Raw genomic sequence first — 16517 nt, forward strand, 5'->3', positions numbered from 1 at the left:
AGCGACGGCACGATCGGGCTCAGGGCAATAAAGGAACATGGCGGCCTAACGCTGGCGCAGCAGAGCGCCGAATATGACGGCATGATGCGCAGCGCTGTGCAAAGCGGGCTGGTGGACATGGTGCTGCCGGCCGAGGAGATGGCTGCGAAGCTGGTGAGGTATTTCAGCCACGCCAAACACACGGAAAGCGAGCGCGACCGCCGCAAGCGCGAAGTGGGCGAACAGCTTTCGCGGATCACGGGGCTGTTGCGCACGCGCACGGGCCATGATTTCAGCGGCTACAAGGACAACACCATCCTGCGGCGCATCCAACGTCGCATGCAGGTGCTGCAGATCGGCGATCCCACGGCTTTCTACGAGCGGCTGCGCGACGAGCCGCAGCAGGTCGACCTCCTGTTCCAGGACCTGCTCATCGGCGTGACCAGCTTTTTCCGCGACCCGCATGCTTTCGAGGCGCTCGAACGCTTCGTCATCCCCAAGCTTTTCGAGGGCCGCAAGCCGGACGAGACGATCCGGGTCTGGGTGCCTGGCTCCGCCACCGGCGAGGAAGCCTATTCGATCGCGATGCTTTTGAAGGAGAACGCGCCACGAGGTGCCGCTTCCCCCAACCTGCAGATCTTTGCCACCGACATCGACGAGCGTGCGCTGGAAGTGGCGCGCGCCGGCCGCTATCCGGCGACGGTCGCAAGCGACATCACGCCGAAGCGCCTGAAGGAATTCTTCTCGCGCGAGGACGGCACTTATCGTGTTTCCGCCGAGTTGCGGGAAGCCTGCCTGTTCTCGGCGCACAATCTGTTGCGCGACCCGCCGTTTTCCAAGCTCGACCTCATCGCCTGCCGCAATCTTTTGATCTATATGGGGCCGGAGCTGCAGGAAAAGATCGTCCCGATCTTCCACTATGCGCTGCGCAACAACGGCTATCTCTTCCTCGGCTCGTCCGAGAACGTGACGCGCCATGCGCGCAAGGCGAGCCGCATCTTCCAGAAGCGCAGCGGGGTCGGGGCCCAGCGCCTGCCCGAATTTCCGCTAGCCACCGCGGCCAGGCAGGCTGTTGCCAGCGCACGCCCGCGCGCAACGGCAGGAACCCTGCAGGAGCTTGCGGAGCGCTTGCTGGTCGACCGCTATGCGCCGGCCTATGTGGTCGTCAACGCCGCTGGCGAGCTGATGCACAGCTCGGGCGGGACAGGCAAATATCTGGAACTTGCCGCCGGCGCGCCTGACCACAACGTCTTCTCCATGGCCCGTCGTGGGCTGCGCATGGATTTGCGCGCTGCGCTCCACAAGGCCGTCAGCACCGGACAGGTGACGGTGCAGAACAAGATCAGCATCGGCACCAATGGCGGGCGCCAGACGATCAGCCTCGCCGTACAGCCGCTGCCGGCCGACGGCAATTCGGATCCGCTCTACATGCTGGTCTTCCGCGATATCGGCGGCATCAAGGCGGAGGCAGAGGACGAGCCCGTCCACACGACCGACGACGTCGAAAGCGCCAATGTCAGCCAGCTCGAAAAGGAGCTGCGGGAAACCAGGGAACGGCTGCAGATCACGACGGAGGAGCTCGAATCCTCCAACGAGGAGTTGAAATCCTCGAACGAGGAACTGTCCTCGATCAACGAGGAGCTGCAATCGTCCAACGAGGAGTTGGAGACCTCCAAGGAGGAGCTGCAATCGATCAACGAGGAACTGCAGACCGTCAATGCCGAGCTCAACATCCGCGTCGACGAGCTCAGCCGCGCCAACAACGACATGTCCAACCTGCTCGAAAGCACGCAGATAGCGACCGTGTTCCTCGACCGCGATCTTTGCATCAAGAGCTTCACGCCGACGGCGCGCGACCTGTTCAGGCTCGTCGAAAGCGATGTCGGCCGGCCGCTCGCGCATGTGCGGCCGCGCTTTGCCGCGGACCGACTCCCGGCAGATATTGAGCAGGTGCTGCAGCGGCTGGGTACGATAGAAAGGCAGGTGGAAGGCACCGAAAGCGGCAAGCACTACATCATGCGCGTGATGCCCTACCGCACCGTCGACAATGTCATCGCCGGCGTCGTCGTCACCTTCGTCGACGTTACCCAGATCGCGCAGGCGGAGGAAAAGATCGGCGCGCTGTCGCACGACCTGCGCAACCGCCTCGAAAGTCTGGAGACTGTTGTGGACCTTGTGCCTGTCGGCATCTTCATCGCCGAAGACGGCGACGGCGATGCCATCCGCGCCAATCGCCGCGCGGCCGAGCTCGCCGGCCAGCGCGCCGCGGACGGCAAGCTCACCACGGTGCCGGCGGTCCTGCCGCTGATGGTGAACGGGTCCGTGGTGGAAACGCACGAGCAGCCGCTCCAGAAGGCGATGCGAACGGGCAAGCCCGTCCCCGGCTACGAAGCGCGGATCGCGCAGGCGGACGGTTCAAGCATCGACGTGATGATGTCGGCCAATCCGCTGTTCGACGAAACCGGCATGGTGCGCGGTGCGATCGCGGCCCTGGTCGACGTCTCGAACCACAAGGAAGCCGAGCGCGCCCAGGAGAGGCTGCTGCACGAGCTGCAGCATCGCGTGAAGAACATCCTCGCCACGATCACAGCGCTGGCCGCGCGCATGATCCGCTCGTCAAGCTCGATGGGCGAATTCGCGATCTCGTTCCATGAGCGACTGCACGCGATGGCGCGCACGCATGAGGTCCTGTCGTCCCACAATTGGGGCGACGCCGACCTCGAGCAGCTGCTCAGGGCGACGTTTTCTCCCTACAACAGCACGGGACGCCAGAACCTCGTCATTCAAGGCCGGCCGTTCCACCTCGATGCGGCAACGGCGGCGGCGCTCGGCATGGTGTTCTTCGAGCTTGCCAGCAACGCCGCCAAATATGGGGCGCTTTCCGTCGACACCGGCCGCGTCGAAATCTCCTGGGACGTGGTGAAGCCGGGCATGCTGTCGATCAGCTGGGAGGAAGTCGGCGGTCCGGCCGTGGAAGAACCATCCCGCAGGAATTTTGGAACCACCTTCATTCAGCAGAGTTTAGAGTACGAGTTGAGGGGAAGTGTCGAAATGAACTTCAGGCCCACCGGCCTGGAGTGCCTGCTTCAGATCCCTCTCGCCCGAACAGAAGCCTTCGAGCCGTTGCCCGGCCACGCATGAACAAGAGCGCTCCACTATCGGGCCTGCGGATCCTCGTCGTCGAGGACGCTTTCCTGGTTGCGCTTGATCTCTCCGACGAATTGACCGATGCAGGCTGCCAGGTCGTAGGGCCCGCGCCTTCGGTCCAACAGGCGCTCGAGCAGATCGATGGAGTCGAGCTCGATGGCGCGGTGCTCGACGTCAACCTGCAAGGCGAACGCAGCTTTCCGCTGGCCGAGCACCTCGCCACCCGCCACGTGCCGTTTCTCTTCCTCACCGGTTATGACAGCGCGACGGTCTTTCCGGATCGGTTTCGGGATTCGCCGAGACTGTCGAAGCCCGTCGACACCAAAGTGTTGATCGAGGCGGTCGCGCGATTGGCGAACGCAGGCACCGACGCCTCGCGGCGCTCTCGCCTGTAGCAATCAGGCTCCAGCAATCAAACGTTTGCAACTACTGCCACAAGGCAGGCGAACCTTCGCGTGTGCCGTCAGAAACTGCACTTGGCGGCCGGTCACTGGCCATGCAGTCAGATAGGCGGTCCAGGAGCGCGAAAATCCGCTCGTGGACCGCGACGCATGACCTCGGCAGCCGGTTAGGCGGGGCTTGCCGCGGAACAAATGCCAAATGGGGCAGTTCGGCCCAGCACGTAAAGGCGGCACCCACTTACGCGTGTTCGGCCGATCCTTTCCGCCGGGACCGAGCGCAAGTGATGACCGAACAACCCGACCAAGGGGCAGACAGGGGAACGCGCAAAGGTGTCGGGCGAGCGGCTGGCCTGGCCTTGATCGCCGGTGCGGCCGACGACGACTGCTCGGCAATCGGAACCTACGCCAGCGCGGGAGCAAGGTTCGGGCCGGATCTGCTTTGGACTGCACCCGTGACGCTGCCGATGATGTACACGGTTGTGTACCTCTCATCGAAGCTCGGCCAGGTATCCGGGCGGGGCCTGTTCCAGGTCATCGCGGACTTCTACCCGCGATGGCTGCTGTGGTCGGTTCTGGTGGGAGTCCTGATCGGCAACACGATCGAGGCGGCCGCGGATCTCGGCGCCATGGCGGCTGCGATCAACCTGTTCGTGCCGCTGCCGATTCCGATGATCGTGGTTTTGGTTGCAGCATTCATGTTCGCTCTGCAGGTCTTCGGTTCTTACGACCTCCTCAGAAACATATTCCGAGTGCTGGCGCTGGCGCTGCTCGCCTATGTCGTCTCAGCTGTGCTCGCCCGGCCCGAACTGATGCCGGTGCTGAAAGGCACCTTTCTGCCAAAGATACATTTCAGTCGTGAGTATTTGTCGATCCTCGTCGCGATCATAGGCACCACACTGTCAGCCTACCTCTATACCTGGCAATCCAATCAGGAGGTTGAAGAGGAGAAAGCGCTGGGCAGAACCACGCTTGAGAAACGGAAAGGGGCGACCACGGGCGAGCTGCGCCGGTCGCGCCAGGACATCCTGATCGGCATGACGTTTTCCAACCTGATCATGTACTTCATCATTCTTTCGACCGGTTCGACGCTTCACAAGGCCGGCCAAACCCAGATCGACACGGCGGCCCAGGCAGCCGAAGCGCTGCGGCCACTTGCCGGCGATGCGGCAGGCATAATCTTCGCCGCCGGTGTGATCGGCGTCGGTTTTCTGGCCGTTCCCGTCATGACGACCGGTGCTGCTTTCGATCTCGCCCAGGCGATGGGCTGGAAGCACGGCATGGATGCGAAGCCGCGGGATGCGCCGGGCTTCTACCTGGCAACGGGGGCCTTCACGCTGATCGGAGTCGCCCTGAATTTTCTTGGCTTCAATCCAATGCAGGCATTGGTCTGGGCTGGGATCGTGCAGGGCTTTTCCACTCCTCCGCTGCTGCTGTTGATCCTTTTGATGACGAACGATCGCAGGATTATGGGCGACCGGGTCAATAGCCGGAGCACGAACATCCTCGGGGGCATCACAACCTTGGTGATCTTTGCGGCCGCGGGGGGATTGGTGGCGAGTTGGTTCCTCTAACTCGAACGGCGACGCCGTTGGTTGGCCAAGGGCGTTCAAGCAAGTTCGTTTACAACAGGAACGATCATCATTGTCACGCATTCTCCCTAATCAATGCCCATCAACTCTCTCTGCTGGGGTTCGAACCGTGTTACCCAAAGGCCATGCCGTGCCTGACTGCGGACCGGGCGAGGTCGCTGTCGTCGACCTCATCCCTGCGTTGCGTGCTTTTGCGCGCACTTTTTGCCGCTTGCCCGATGATGCCGACGATTTGGTGCAGGAGACCCTGACCAAGGGGCTTGCGAACCTGGACAAGTTCGAGCCGGGGACGCGACTGAAGTCCTGGCTGTTCACCATCATGCGCAATACGCATTACACGCGGGTCAAGGCGGCTGCTAGAGAAGCACCCGGGTTGCTGGACTGCGCCTCCAGCCGGCCGATTTCGGAAGCTTCGCAGGACTGGTCCGTTCGGACCAAGGAAGTCTACCAGGCTATCCAGAAGCTTCCGATGCATCAGCGCGAGGTACTGACGCTGATCGGTGTGCTGGGTGTCAGCTACGAAGAAACCGCGGAGATATGCGATTGCGCGGTCGGAACCGTTAAAAGCCGTCTCAACCGTGCGCGTGCAAGCGTCCTGGAACTCCTTGATGAAAGCTCATCGCAAGCGCTGGTCGAAAGACACGATCATCTCGCGGAAGATCACTGGGACAGAGCTGCTGACAGGCATCGGTAAGGCTTGCCGTCAGCTCTCCTTCTTGCACCGGCGCTTCTCGATCAGCGCGTTCTGCAACTCGATCGCGAGCTTGGTCAGCCGATCAGGAACTCTTTCCTGCTCAATGGCTCTCAACAACGACGCGATCTCTTGGTCTATGCCCAGGCTTGCCTGGCTGACGGGATCGCGCTGGCTCGGACGAGACATGGCATTCTCTTAGCAAATGTGGCCCCTTCGAGATTCACTTGAGACCATACACGGCCAGAGTTTGCAAGGCGCTTCCAGCCGCCGATCAGCTTCAGCTCCGCAGCAGATCATGGCGAAGCGAAAACCCTTTGCCTGAACTAATCCGTTGCGAGCCTGCCAAGTCTTGCGATAGTTGCCGCAAGATCAGTCTTCCGGGATCCGGTTTTCCGCGTGGTCTTGATACTGATCGGACTTGATCCGATTGCTGTCGAGGCCGCGTTCTTTTGTATGCTGCTTCTTATCCCGGTTCGACAGGACGTCATTTTCGCCAACCATGTCTTTCGGAACCATCGTCTTCGCTCCGGTCCCGGCACCTTTGCCCTGACTGCCGCGTCCCATGTGTTTCTTACCGCCGGACGCCATCTTCTTCTCCTGGGTCTTCCAGCTTCTGCGCAAGTAGTTTGAGGTCCGAACTTCGGTCCGTCGGTTATGTTCCGCCGGTACGACGAATAAGAAAGGCGGTGCCATCCCATCGACGGAAAGGCATCTCGCCGTCGATGAGGACGTCCATGGCGCATATCCGGGCGAGATGGCGGATGTCGGCGGAATCGGCGGCGGGCGACATCCGGTATGAATAATTGAGGATTGCCACCGTCCCTCCTGGCCGCAAGACGCGCGCCATTTCGATGAAGTGCCGCTCGGCGACGCCGGCAAGTACCAGGTAAGGGAAACTGTCTACCGCCAGCACGCCATCAAAACCGGCGTGGACGAACTCGCCAAGGTCGAGGCCGGAGGTCCGGCGGAACTCAACATTGCCAAGATCGGCGCAGCGTCGGCGCGCGACGGCAATCATCCTGGGGGAGATATCGATGCCGACAATATGCTTCGCCTTGGCGTGGAGCGCGCATTCGATGCGGCCGATGCCGGAGCCGATGTCGAGTATTGTCTTGTCCGCGCCGGTAAAATCCTGTCGCTCCAGCCAAGCGACGATTTCGGCCGTTGTAGCCGAAAGCTTTTCCTCATCGCCAAGCGATGAAAGTTGGACGCTGGCCGCCGGAGAGATGGCGACCGCCTTGTCAAAGCCGTCGGCCAGCCGGCGGAGCGTCATCTCATCCGTTTCGCCGCCCGGACGGTCATGGCAAACCGAAGCTGCCGTTGACCTGAGACTATCGAAGGCATCTGCCTTGCCCGAAAGAAGCACGGCTATGTCCTCGAGCCAGCCTCTTTGCTGGACAGCGCTTGCACGCATGTCCAGGGCGACGCCCGCCAATTCTGCCGCGCGCATGTCCGTCTCGACGGCCAATCTGGCGACCGCGACCTCGGCGGACAGGTCGGTCGCCATGCAATTCTCGAGGATACGCCTCGCGGTCAACCTCTCTCGACCTGCTGTGGTCATGGCGACGCGTTCCGGGTCCAGACCCTTTGCACCGTCCATCGGTCCTCTGCTCCCCAGCTGTATTTGTAGCTCTCCCGGCCGCGTAGAAAATCGAACTCTCGCGCGCCGTCCTGAACGGCTTCGGCGATAGCCTTGCCGATCAGAATGGCGCCGGGGCTCTCCTGCGCATAAGACGGGTCGAAGCCGCCGAGATAGGCATAGGCGCGGTCGCGGTGATGAAAACCGTAATAGGCGCCGACGACGGCGCCGTCGATTTCCATCAGCCAGCACCGCGCCAAATGCTTCGCGGCGAGACGGGGCAAGGCATTGCGATGAAACTCGATCGCGCTTTGCGTCAGCACGCCGCCGCCATGTCCGGCCCAGCGGGCGTTGTGCAGGCGGATCAGCTGACCGAGAAATGTCTCCGGAGCGGCCTCCGCCCGCTTGACCGTCACGCGGCCTCTCCGTTGCGCGGCTCGCAGAGCGCGACGCAGCTGGCGTCTTCGCCGCGCGGGAACAGAGCGTGCAAGCGTCTCGTCGCCAGCCAAGGAAAGCACGGGGCAGGCGGCATGGGCGGTCGATCGGCTTTCCTCGATATCGGGCAGCACAAGCTCCAGGGATGTGGCTTCAGCCGAAAGGTCCGGCAGGATCCATTGCAACCATTCGAGCGAAAGCACTGTTTCGGCAATCAAGGTCCCGACGGCTTCTTCGAACTTGGGTGCGCAAAGAATATCGAGATAGTCGCTCAGCGAAATTCCGATCGGAAGCAGGCGCAAACCGGAAGCGTGCCGTTCGAGGTAGAGGGGTGCCAGGCCGACAAGATCATTTCCGCTCCACACCGCGATCGCCGAGAGACTGCCCGGCGCGAATGTCCGCCACCATGGCAGGAGCCAGGCGGGTGATTGGAAGGGCGTAGCAGAGCCGCATTGCGCCCAGAGCGGCCACCATTGCTGCTCGAGACCGTCAAGCGCATCTTGGTCGCCGATGACATCGGCACGCAGGCCGCTCACCCCGCGGCTCCCAACCGTGCGCGGGAATCGCCGAGCTTTGCCAACGCCCGATAGGCCTCCATATAGGCCGAAACCATGCGATCGAGCGAAAACCGGTCTCGCGCCTCGGCTCGGCATGTTTCGCTGTCGAGGCCGGCCGAGGCGTCGATGGCTATCGCCATCTCGTCGATGTCATTGACCAGAAAGCCGGTCTTGCCGTGCTCAACGACATTGGGCAGGGCGCCGTTCGGGAAGGCCACAACGGGCGTGCCGCAGGCGAGGGCTTCCATGGCAACCAGCGAGCTCGTCTCCGCGGCAAGGCTCGGAATGACCAGACAGCGGGCGGCGTTGAGAAGCCGCCGCTTGGCGGAAAACCCGAGCGGTCCCAGGAAACGCCGCCGCCTGTCGAGGCGAGGCGCCACCTCGTCGGCGAAATACTGAACATGCGTCCGGTAGGGATATATTTGCCCTCCTATCGCAAGCGGCACTCCGGCGCGCTTCGCGGCGTCGATCGCCAGGTGGATACCTTTTTCCGGGCATATTCGGCTTAACACGAGCGCGAAATTGCGACGCGACCGGGGATCGGTAAGCGCATTGACGTCAACCCCGTTTGGAATGGGCGCGATCAGTCTCGATCCGGGCGGCGAGGTTTCTTGCTGCGCCTCCGAGACCGCGTGGAGCCACAGGTCTTCACGGGCCGGACTCAGCACTTCGGCCGGATACCAGGCAAGCGGCAGGTGCAGTGTCACGAGCGTGGGGCCGTCATCGGGAAGATAGGCATCGAAATCGATGCCATGCAGATGGACGACATCGATCGGCCAGCGCGCACGCGCGGCTGCGATCGCCGCGCGGTGCGCGCGCTGGGCGCGGCTCTTTGCGGTCTCGTCGAGCGCACCTGTTTCGGCAGGCGTCTCGACCAGGGTCCCGGCCGCGCTGGAGCCCCGGCAGGCGACGACGATGGATTGATGGCCTTGCCTGACCAGTGCGTGATCCAGCATCGACAGCACCTGCTCGGCGCCGCCGACCGCATCGAGGCCGACAGGCGCAAGCGGATAGGCGACGTTGAGCACGGTAAGCGTCATAACCTCATGCGGCCGAGACCCGCCGGATCGGCATCGCGGCGTCGCGCACGCCAGGTGCGTAGCGGCGCATCATGCTTGCGCAGAATTCGGCGAACTCTTCGGGCGCCTGTGGCGGGCTGGTGTGATGAGGCTGCAGGCCTCGGTGCTCGGGCGTGAAGCAGAAAGTGATGGTGAGGTTGAAGTCTGCCAGGGCTTCCATCTGGCGGTCGAACCAATCGAGGGCATTCGGTCTGAAACTGTCGGCCCAGGAAAGGCCCGTGCGCAGACTGGTGACGCCCAGCCGCTTCATCCAGGCGACGGCGTCGTCCAGCCGGTGGTCCTTGAAATGGAACCACTGGACGAGGCCCATTTCCGGAGTGTGTCGCAGGAACTCCTCGAGCGCGGGCTTGGGCGAGCCATCCTCGCGCAGCAGACCCATGTAGAAGTGACGGTAGTAGGAGGAGCCTTCCACCTCGCGATGACGTGTGGTCGCTCCCCAAGCGTGAGGCAAATCATAAAGGCTATACCACTGGACGCGGGGCACGTTGCCAAGCAGAAGTTCCGCCGTCCGCCGCAGGCCCCACACCTGAACCTCCTCGGCGCCGAAGCTCGACACGCCAACTTCGCTGATCCAGATCGGCAGATCGGTGACTTCGGCGATCTCGCCGAGCTTTTGCGGCCATTCGTGGATCTGCCAAAGGTTCCAGTCGAGCGGGAAGCCGTGCACGGCGACGGCATCGACATGGTCGAGCACACCATATCCCTTCATCAGCGACATGAAGCCGGCATCGATCGGCGAAATGCCGCCAAGAACTCTGGTGATCGCCGGGTTTTCAAGCCCGATCGCGTCGGCCGCCAGGATCGTCATGCGGGCGAAGCGGCTCCAGTCCGGATCGAGCTCTGGGTCCCAATGCGACTTGTTGTTGGGCTCGTTCCAGATCATGGCGGCTTCAATCATCATTTCGTCCTTTCGAAGGGTAGACCGCACCTTCACCCGCCGGCTCACCGGACGCGCGGCAGAAATAGACCTCGTCTTCCGGGTGAAGCAGTATCTCGAAGCCGGCGCTGCGCAGCATGGCTTCGATGCAGCCCCGGGTCGGAATCCACCAGTTGGTCGGATCGTCCGCGTAGCGGTGCTCGATGAAGTGCAGTTTCGGGAACTCGGGCTGATCGAATAGGTCGTGCGTCCAGAAATCGTAATTCTGTTCGAGCGCGAGGACCTCGCTGCTCCCGCGTTGCATCGACTGGAAGATCATGAGATCGCCCGCAACGTGCTCGCGGATGAGGTCCAGCGCCAGCAACGGGTGGCGCAGGTGGTAGAGCACGCCCATGAAGAGCACGATGTCGAAGGTCTCGCCGAGTGCGCCGACGTCGTAGACCGACAATTCGCGGAATTCGATGTCGCACTCAGCGATTTCTGCGGCGAAACGTGCCTGCGTCAGGTAGTCTACGTCGAAATCGATGCCAAGCACGCGATCGGCGCCTCGCTTCTTCATTTCAATGGAATAGAACCCGGCGTTGCAGCCGATATCGAGCACCGACTTGCCCGAGAGATCGGCCGGGATCGCATCTGCGAACGTCTGCCATTTGACCAGGGGATAGTTGCCGAGGAAATGGTCGGGAGCGGTCTGCACGCCCGCCAGTTCCATGTTGTGGAACCACGGCCCAAGCGCGTCGATGCGGCGGCGAATTTCCGCGTCTGAATGCAGCATGGTCAGCCTCCTTTGCCTGGCAAGGATGGCACCTGCGAGCGGCTCGGCGGCACGAATATCGGTGTGACTTCGTCTTCCGAAGTGTCGTTGCTTTCAAGCAGCCGGAGCGCCGTGCGGTAGCCGTTGAACGTGCCGACATCGACATAGGCCGAGCCCGCCTTGACGCCCCAGGCTTCACCACCGGCGGCAAGGTAAGCATTGACCAGTGTTCCGAAATACTCGTCGCAGCCGTCCCGCTCGCGCCAAAGCGCGGCGAGCCGCTGAAAGATGCGGCCCGGCATCTTGAACGCGCCCCAGACCCAGTCCGTGGCTGCGTCCTGCTGCTTGACCTGTATCTGCTCGACGCGGCCATCCTGATCGACGACCACGGCGTCGAAAAGCTCTGGCCGGTCGACAGGAAACAGCAGGAAGGACAGCCGGTCGCCCGGCAGATGGCAGAAGCCGTCCTCGGGAAACCAGATGGTGTCCGGCAGACCGATCAGGACGGTTTCTTCCGGCGCGACGAGGGGGGCGGCGCGGAAGATCGCATCGCAAAGACCGACCGGAGAAGGCTGGGCCACGAAGATGGCGGCCGCGCTGTCATAGCCGGCGGCATAGTATTCGAGGATATCGGACTTACCCGATCCGATGATGAAGCAGATCCTGTCGACGCCGTTGCGCACCATTCGGCGCACCAGATATTCGCTGACTGCGCACGGACGCTCGGTTTGCCCATCCATCCGGCTGCCAACCGGGAGAAGTTCCTTGGAAAAACCCAGTGGTTGAATGCGGCTGCCGCGCCCCGCCGCAGGCACGATACCCAACATCAGACGGTTTCCTTTATCGGTTCGCTTGCTGGCGCCGTGGCGGCTTCGACCAGGATCCGGTCCAGTTCCGCGGCGCGGCGTGCGGATGTGTGTTCGTCGAGGACGCGTTCGCGGGCTCGGCGGCGCAGCGCCTCGAGCTCGCCGTCCGACAAATCGAGCGCGGCGACCACATCGTCGGTGGAATGTGCAAGCAGGATTTCGCTGCCGGGCTCGAAAAAGTCGTCCAGACCCGGCCAGTCGTCGGAAACGACGACGGCGCCGCAGGCAGCCGCTTCGAACAGCCGGCCCGAGGGGCACCAGCCCTTGCGGGCCATAGCCTCGCGGGTGACATTCAGGGTGAGGCGTGACGAGCAGAAGAAAGCCGGATGGTCGGCAGGCGGCAGATGCCTGACGAAGAAGATGTTGTCGCTCCACGGAAACTCCTGCGGATATTGCGCGCCGCCGATGACGAAGCGGCGATCCGGCAGGCGGACAGCGGGCGCGACGAGCAGCTTCTCGACGCCGGCCTGGCGATCCGCGGCATAAGTGCCGAGGTAGGACAGATCGCCGGCAAACTCGGCCCTGGGCTTTGCCGGCCGATGACGCTCCGGATCGACGTGGCCGTAGAGCGGCACGACCCGGCGCGCCCCGAGCATGGACTTGAGCGCACCAAGTGCCTCGCCGCCGGTATAGCTCAGCACCAGGTCGAAATCGTGAAGGCCTTCCGGACCGAAATAGGGCGGCTGGTCGCCCTGCTCGATGCGCGCGAGCGTCACCGCGGTGTCAAGATCGTAGAAAACCTTGAGCCCACGGCAACTCTCCTGCGCGAGCCGTGAGGCTTCAACTGCATCCGGGCAGTAGGAGGTGACGATGACCGCGTCAGCCTGCCGGACCGCGATTGCCGCCGCCTGGGCAATATCATCCCATCCCGGATAGAGCACCACGTGGCCGCCATCGAGATGGGTGAGATCCCTTGCGCCGGCATAGTAGGGCGTGTCCCGCTCAAAGAAGCTGATCGACCAGCCGAGCGGCGCCAGCGCGCGTATCAGCCCGCGCCAAAGCGTGGCATGTCCGTTTCCCCAGGAAGAGGTGACGGTGAGGCCGAAGATCACCATGCGCATCGGGCAGCTCCAGTCAGGCGATTTCGTTCAGGCGAATGAGCTTAGAGCCCCAGTCGCCATGGACGACGGTGGTGATCGAGGCAGGTTCGATGTCGAAGCGAAAACAGTCGCCGAGCTGAAGGCCAAGGACCTTGCACACCGCAGCCTTGATGACGTCCGCGTGACTGATCAGCGCAACGCATCGGTTTGGGGCCTGTTCGCGCAGCACGTCCATGAGGCCGACGATCCGCTGCTGGGTGTCCTGCATGGTCTCGCCGCTCGGCGTTCGGGCGCTCTGTCGCTGGTCGTTCCACATCCGCCAGGCGGCGTCATCGGCCAGCTCTTCGAATGTCTTGCCGGACCATGCGCCGAAATCGATCTCGTCCAATTCCTGGCAGATTCCGATCTGCTCGATATTGCAGGCGACGGCGATCGGTTTCGCGGTTTCCAGGGTGCGCTTGCGCGGACTGCTGAAAATGGCCGCGAGCGGTTCCCTCGCCAGACGGCGGGCCAGCTGCAGCGTCTGTGCCTGGCCGGTTTGGCCGAGATTGATATCCTCCAGGCGGCCTGCCAAATAGCGGTCGACATTGTCGTACGCAGCATGCCGCACGAGGAAAATGGTCGTGGTCATTCCGCGGCGTCGAGCATCGGCTCGCCCCTACCGGCTATGAAAGCGAGCGTGCGCGAGCGGGCTTCAGCATCGGTGAACTGCTCCGGCGGAGACTTCATGAAATAACTGCAAGGCCCGGTGAGCGCCCCGGCGATACCGCGATCAAGCGCGAGCTTGGCGCAGCGCACTGCGTCGATGACCACGCCGGCGGAGTTGGGCGAATCCCAGACTTCCAGCTTGAGCTCGGCATTCAGCGGCACGCCGCCGAAGGTCGTGCCTTCGACCCGGATATAGGCCCATTTGCGGTCGGTGAGCCAAGGCACATGATCGCTGGGTCCGACATGGATGTTGCCGGGATCGAGCGGAACATCGATCTGGCTGGTGACCGATTGCGTCTTGGAGATCTTCTTCGATTCCAGCCGCTCGCGCTCCAGCATGTTGAGGAAGTCCGTGTTGCCGCCGAAGTTGAGCTGGTAGGTGCGGTCGATGCGCACCCCGCGCTCCCGAAACAGATTGGCGAGCAGCCGGTGAACGATGGTAGCGCCGACCTGGCTCTTGATGTCGTCGCCGATCAGGGGCAGGCCACGCTCTTCGAAGCGCCGGCGCCATTCCGGCCGCGAAGCAATGAAGACCGGTATGCAGTTGATGAAAGCGCATCCGGCCGCCAACGCGCATTCAGCATAGAAGCGGGTTGCCGCTTCCGAGCCGACCGGCAGGTAGGACACCAGCACCTCGGCCCCGCTTTCCCGAAGGCCTGCGGTCACGTCGGCGACCGGTTCATTCGCTTCCTCGATTTCATCGCGCAGATATTTGCCGATGCCGTCGAGCGTAGGTCCGCGTTGCACGCGCACGCCGATCGGTGCGACATCGGCAAAACGGAAGGTGTTGTTCGGGGCGCTGTAGATTGCTTCGGCCACATCGCGCCCGACCTTGCTCTTGGCGACGTCGAAGGCGCAGACGACCTCGATGTCTTCGACGTGGTAGCCGCCAAGATCGGCATGCATCAGCCCGGGTATCGGCTCGTTGCTTTTTGCCTGACGGTAATAGGTGAGGCCTTGCACTAGGGAGGATGCGCAATTGCCGACACCGACGATGCCGATGCGAACCTTTTTCGATGTCACGAAACCGCCGCCTCTGTTGTTGGGGGTAAGTTCCTCGCGCCGAACTGTGACCGGTCAGGAATGTTCCTTGAGAGGTGGAAAAATCGCCGATGCGGTCGACGTTCAATACTCCTGTTGCCGCGTTGTCTCCGAGCGGCCAGCGCAGGACGCGATGTTCGGAGTGCGGGTAATAGAACGTCGTCCGCTCCTGCCCGAGCGCCTCAAATCCGGCCCATGAGCGCCATGATCACCAGGATGACAAGTATGACGCCGAGCAGGCCCGAAGGCCCATAGCCCCAGCCCGACGAATACGGCCAGGCGGGGATCGCGCCGATCAGCAACAAGATCAGGATAATAATGAGGATTGTGCCGAGACTCATATCGGGTCCCCTTCATTGACGAGGTGGATGTTCAGACCTCAGACTAAGGGGCTCATATGCGTGTTTGTTCGTCATTCGTCTGAGGCCTAGGGGTTAGTCCAGCCTGCGCAGCATGTCAGCTTCCCGCTCGAGGATGGTTGCGACTTCTTCGCGTTGAAGATGCGTCATCATCAGGCTGACGCAACATTCGAGATAGGTGATGGAGGCTCGTCGCAGGAAGGCGGCGGTTTCCGCGGCCGCCATCTGCTCGATGTCCTGGGCTGATCGCTTCGACTGCACGACTGCGTTCTCCGTGCCGGTTATCGGGCCCAACCAGAATCTCGGTCGGATGTTCCGCCTCGGCGAAAAGATCGCGGGACGCATCGGGATCCTGCGGGCCGCCGGTTTCAAATCCGTCTGCTCCCGACCCGTTGGTCGGGGCAGCGGGGGGCACTGTCGCGCTGCCGTCGAGCTCGGCGAAGTGAACGACTGTTTGCAGCAAGCCCTGCCGGAGAGGCACCTTGGGCGACCAGCCGAGAAGCTCCTTCGCGCGAGCTATGTCGGGGCGTCGCCGGCGGGGATCGTCTTCCGGCAAAGGCAGGAATTTCACCGGCGACCTAGTGCCGGTCAGTTCCCTCACCAGGCCGGCCAATTCGAGGACGGTGAATTCCCCGGGGTTGCCAAGATTGATCGGCTGGCGCGGATTGGACTCGATGTCCATGAGCCGCAGCAGGCCTTCGACCAGGTCGGTGACGTAGCAGAAGGATCGCGTCTGCCGGCCATCGCCGAATATCGTCATCGGCCGCTTTTCGAGCGCCTGCATGACCAGATTCGAGACGATGCGACCGTCGGCGGGGTCCATCCTTGGGCCATAAGTGTTGAAGATACGGGCGACACGCACGTCGGCCCTATCGGCACGGAGGTAGTCGAAGCAGAGCGTCTCCGCAGTGCGCTTGCCTTCGTCGTAGCAGGCGCGCGGGCCGGTGCAGTTCACATGGCCGAGATAATCCTCGCGCTGCGGATGCTGCTCGGGATCACCATACACTTCGCTGGTCGATGCCTGCAGGAACCGTGCGCCGTCGCGAACGGCAAGCTCGAGCAGATTGAGCGACCCGACCACGCAGGTGCGCGTGGTGTGAACGGGATCGGCCTGGTAGCGGGGCGGCGACGCCGCGCATGCCAGGTTGAAAACACGGTCGACGGGCTCACCCAGTTCCAGCGGGCTGCAGATATCCTGCTCGATCAGCCGGAAGCGCGATTGGCCGATAAGCGGCGTAATGTTCTCCATTCGGCCGGTGAGAAAGTTGTCGATGCAGATCACGCGATAGCCGATGCCAAACAGGGCCTCGCATAGGTGCGAACCGAGGAAACCGGCACCGCCGGCGACAAGCGCCGTCCGTGTCTGTTGGGCCTTTCTTGAACGCCGCATCTGTGTGTTCTCCTGTCTGCCT

16 protein-coding genes and 1 pseudogene are annotated in these 16517 nt (G+C 62.7%); 4 read left to right on the forward strand and 13 right to left on the reverse strand.

Annotated elements, in window-relative coordinates:
* From CK220_RS18145 to CK220_RS18160, 4 genes are all read left to right on the forward strand, one after another.
* The coding region (locus CK220_RS18145) for a CheR family methyltransferase (RefSeq protein ID WP_095812849.1) at positions 1-3120 on the forward strand (3120 nt) is incomplete at its 5' end.
* A complete protein-coding gene (locus CK220_RS18150; RefSeq protein ID WP_095812850.1) occupies positions 3117-3521 on the forward strand; it encodes a response regulator in 405 nt (134 codons plus the stop codon). The genes CK220_RS18145 and CK220_RS18150, both read left to right, overlap by 4 nt.
* A gap of 290 nt (positions 3522-3811) precedes the next feature.
* Positions 3812-5098 (forward strand): Nramp family divalent metal transporter, encoded by a 1287-nt coding sequence (locus CK220_RS18155; RefSeq protein WP_095812851.1) that lies wholly within the window; start codon positions 3812-3814, stop codon positions 5096-5098.
* A gap of 127 nt (positions 5099-5225) precedes the next feature.
* Positions 5226-5810, forward strand: a complete 585-nt coding sequence (locus CK220_RS18160) for a sigma-70 family RNA polymerase sigma factor (RefSeq protein ID WP_348629667.1) — start codon at positions 5226-5228, stop codon at positions 5808-5810.
* A 9-nt stretch (positions 5811-5819) separates the two neighbouring features.
* Here the strand turns inward: CK220_RS18160 and CK220_RS31965 are convergent, their stop codons facing one another.
* The 13 genes and pseudogenes from CK220_RS31965 to CK220_RS18225 form a co-directional block, all read right to left on the reverse strand.
* Complete coding sequence (locus CK220_RS31965) at positions 5820-5996, reverse strand: hypothetical protein (RefSeq protein WP_095812853.1); 177 nt, start codon at positions 5994-5996, stop codon at positions 5820-5822.
* 183 nt (positions 5997-6179) lie between these two features.
* Positions 6180-6398 (reverse strand): hypothetical protein, encoded by a 219-nt coding sequence (locus tag CK220_RS18170; RefSeq protein ID WP_095812854.1) that lies wholly within the window; start codon positions 6396-6398, stop codon positions 6180-6182.
* A 64-nt stretch (positions 6399-6462) separates the two neighbouring features.
* On the reverse strand, positions 6463-7317 hold the full coding sequence (locus CK220_RS18175; protein WP_245429259.1) for a class I SAM-dependent methyltransferase: 855 nt from the start codon (positions 7315-7317) through the stop codon (positions 6463-6465).
* 50 nt (positions 7318-7367) lie between these two features.
* Positions 7368-8360 (reverse strand): GNAT family N-acetyltransferase, encoded by a 993-nt coding sequence (locus CK220_RS18180; protein ID WP_095812856.1) that lies wholly within the window; start codon positions 8358-8360, stop codon positions 7368-7370.
* A complete protein-coding gene (locus CK220_RS18185) occupies positions 8357-9421 on the reverse strand; it encodes a glycosyltransferase (RefSeq protein WP_095812857.1) in 1065 nt (354 codons plus the stop codon). The genes CK220_RS18180 and CK220_RS18185 overlap by 4 nt, the downstream gene beginning before the upstream one ends.
* Before the next feature lie 4 nt (positions 9422-9425).
* Complete coding sequence (locus CK220_RS18190) at positions 9426-10358, reverse strand: beta-xylosidase (protein ID WP_095813002.1); 933 nt, start codon at positions 10356-10358, stop codon at positions 9426-9428.
* Positions 10351-11112, reverse strand: a complete 762-nt coding sequence (locus CK220_RS18195; protein ID WP_095812858.1) for a TIGR04290 family methyltransferase — start codon at positions 11110-11112, stop codon at positions 10351-10353. Before CK220_RS18195 ends, CK220_RS18190 begins: the two co-directional genes overlap by 8 nt.
* Before the next feature lie 2 nt (positions 11113-11114).
* Complete coding sequence (locus CK220_RS18200) at positions 11115-11918, reverse strand: nucleotidyltransferase family protein (RefSeq protein WP_095812859.1); 804 nt, start codon at positions 11916-11918, stop codon at positions 11115-11117.
* Complete coding sequence (locus CK220_RS18205) at positions 11918-13018, reverse strand: glycosyltransferase (RefSeq protein ID WP_095812860.1); 1101 nt, start codon at positions 13016-13018, stop codon at positions 11918-11920. The genes CK220_RS18200 and CK220_RS18205 overlap by 1 nt, the downstream gene beginning before the upstream one ends.
* A gap of 13 nt (positions 13019-13031) precedes the next feature.
* Positions 13032-13628 (reverse strand): histidine phosphatase family protein, encoded by a 597-nt coding sequence (locus CK220_RS18210; RefSeq protein ID WP_095812861.1) that lies wholly within the window; start codon positions 13626-13628, stop codon positions 13032-13034.
* A complete protein-coding gene (locus CK220_RS18215; RefSeq protein ID WP_095812862.1) occupies positions 13625-14728 on the reverse strand; it encodes an inositol-3-phosphate synthase in 1104 nt (367 codons plus the stop codon). The genes CK220_RS18210 and CK220_RS18215 overlap by 4 nt, the downstream gene beginning before the upstream one ends.
* A gap of 200 nt (positions 14729-14928) precedes the next feature.
* The gene (locus CK220_RS18220; RefSeq protein ID WP_095812863.1) at positions 14929-15087 is read right to left on the reverse strand and encodes a DUF3309 domain-containing protein; all 159 of its coding nucleotides are present in this window, start codon (positions 15085-15087) and stop codon (positions 14929-14931) included.
* A 451-nt stretch (positions 15088-15538) separates the two neighbouring features.
* A pseudogene (locus CK220_RS18225) lies at positions 15539-16495 on the reverse strand (UDP-glucuronic acid decarboxylase family protein); the annotation flags it as partial.
* Between the last annotated feature and the right edge of the window lie 22 nt (positions 16496-16517).

The organism is Mesorhizobium sp. WSM3860 (genome assembly GCF_002294995.1).
Taxonomy (GTDB): domain Bacteria; phylum Pseudomonadota; class Alphaproteobacteria; order Rhizobiales; family Rhizobiaceae; genus Mesorhizobium.

Excerpts from the sequence above, each read along its gene's own strand:
- CK220_RS18150 (WP_095812850.1), top strand. The coding sequence starts at position 3,117 with ATGAACAAGAGCGCTCCACTATCGGGCCTGCGGATCCTCGTCGTCGAG.
- CK220_RS18155 (WP_095812851.1), top strand. The coding sequence starts at position 3,812 with ATGACCGAACAACCCGACCAAGGGGCAGACAGGGGAACGCGCAAAGGT.
- CK220_RS31965 (WP_095812853.1), bottom strand. The coding sequence starts at position 5,996 with ATGTCTCGTCCGAGCCAGCGCGATCCCGTCAGCCAGGCAAGCCTGGGC.
- CK220_RS18170 (WP_095812854.1), bottom strand. The coding sequence starts at position 6,398 with ATGGCGTCCGGCGGTAAGAAACACATGGGACGCGGCAGTCAGGGCAAA.
- CK220_RS18175 (WP_245429259.1), bottom strand. The coding sequence starts at position 7,317 with ATGGCGACCGACCTGTCCGCCGAGGTCGCGGTCGCCAGATTGGCCGTC.
- CK220_RS18185 (WP_095812857.1), bottom strand. The coding sequence starts at position 9,421 with ATGACGCTTACCGTGCTCAACGTCGCCTATCCGCTTGCGCCTGTCGGC.
- CK220_RS18190 (WP_095813002.1), bottom strand. The coding sequence starts at position 10,358 with ATGATTGAAGCCGCCATGATCTGGAACGAGCCCAACAACAAGTCGCAT.
- CK220_RS18195 (WP_095812858.1), bottom strand. The coding sequence starts at position 11,112 with ATGCTGCATTCAGACGCGGAAATTCGCCGCCGCATCGACGCGCTTGGG.
- CK220_RS18200 (WP_095812859.1), bottom strand. The coding sequence starts at position 11,918 with ATGTTGGGTATCGTGCCTGCGGCGGGGCGCGGCAGCCGCATTCAACCA.
- CK220_RS18205 (WP_095812860.1), bottom strand. The coding sequence starts at position 13,018 with ATGCGCATGGTGATCTTCGGCCTCACCGTCACCTCTTCCTGGGGAAAC.
- CK220_RS18210 (WP_095812861.1), bottom strand. The coding sequence starts at position 13,628 with ATGACCACGACCATTTTCCTCGTGCGGCATGCTGCGTACGACAATGTC.
- CK220_RS18220 (WP_095812863.1), bottom strand. The coding sequence starts at position 15,087 with ATGAGTCTCGGCACAATCCTCATTATTATCCTGATCTTGTTGCTGATC.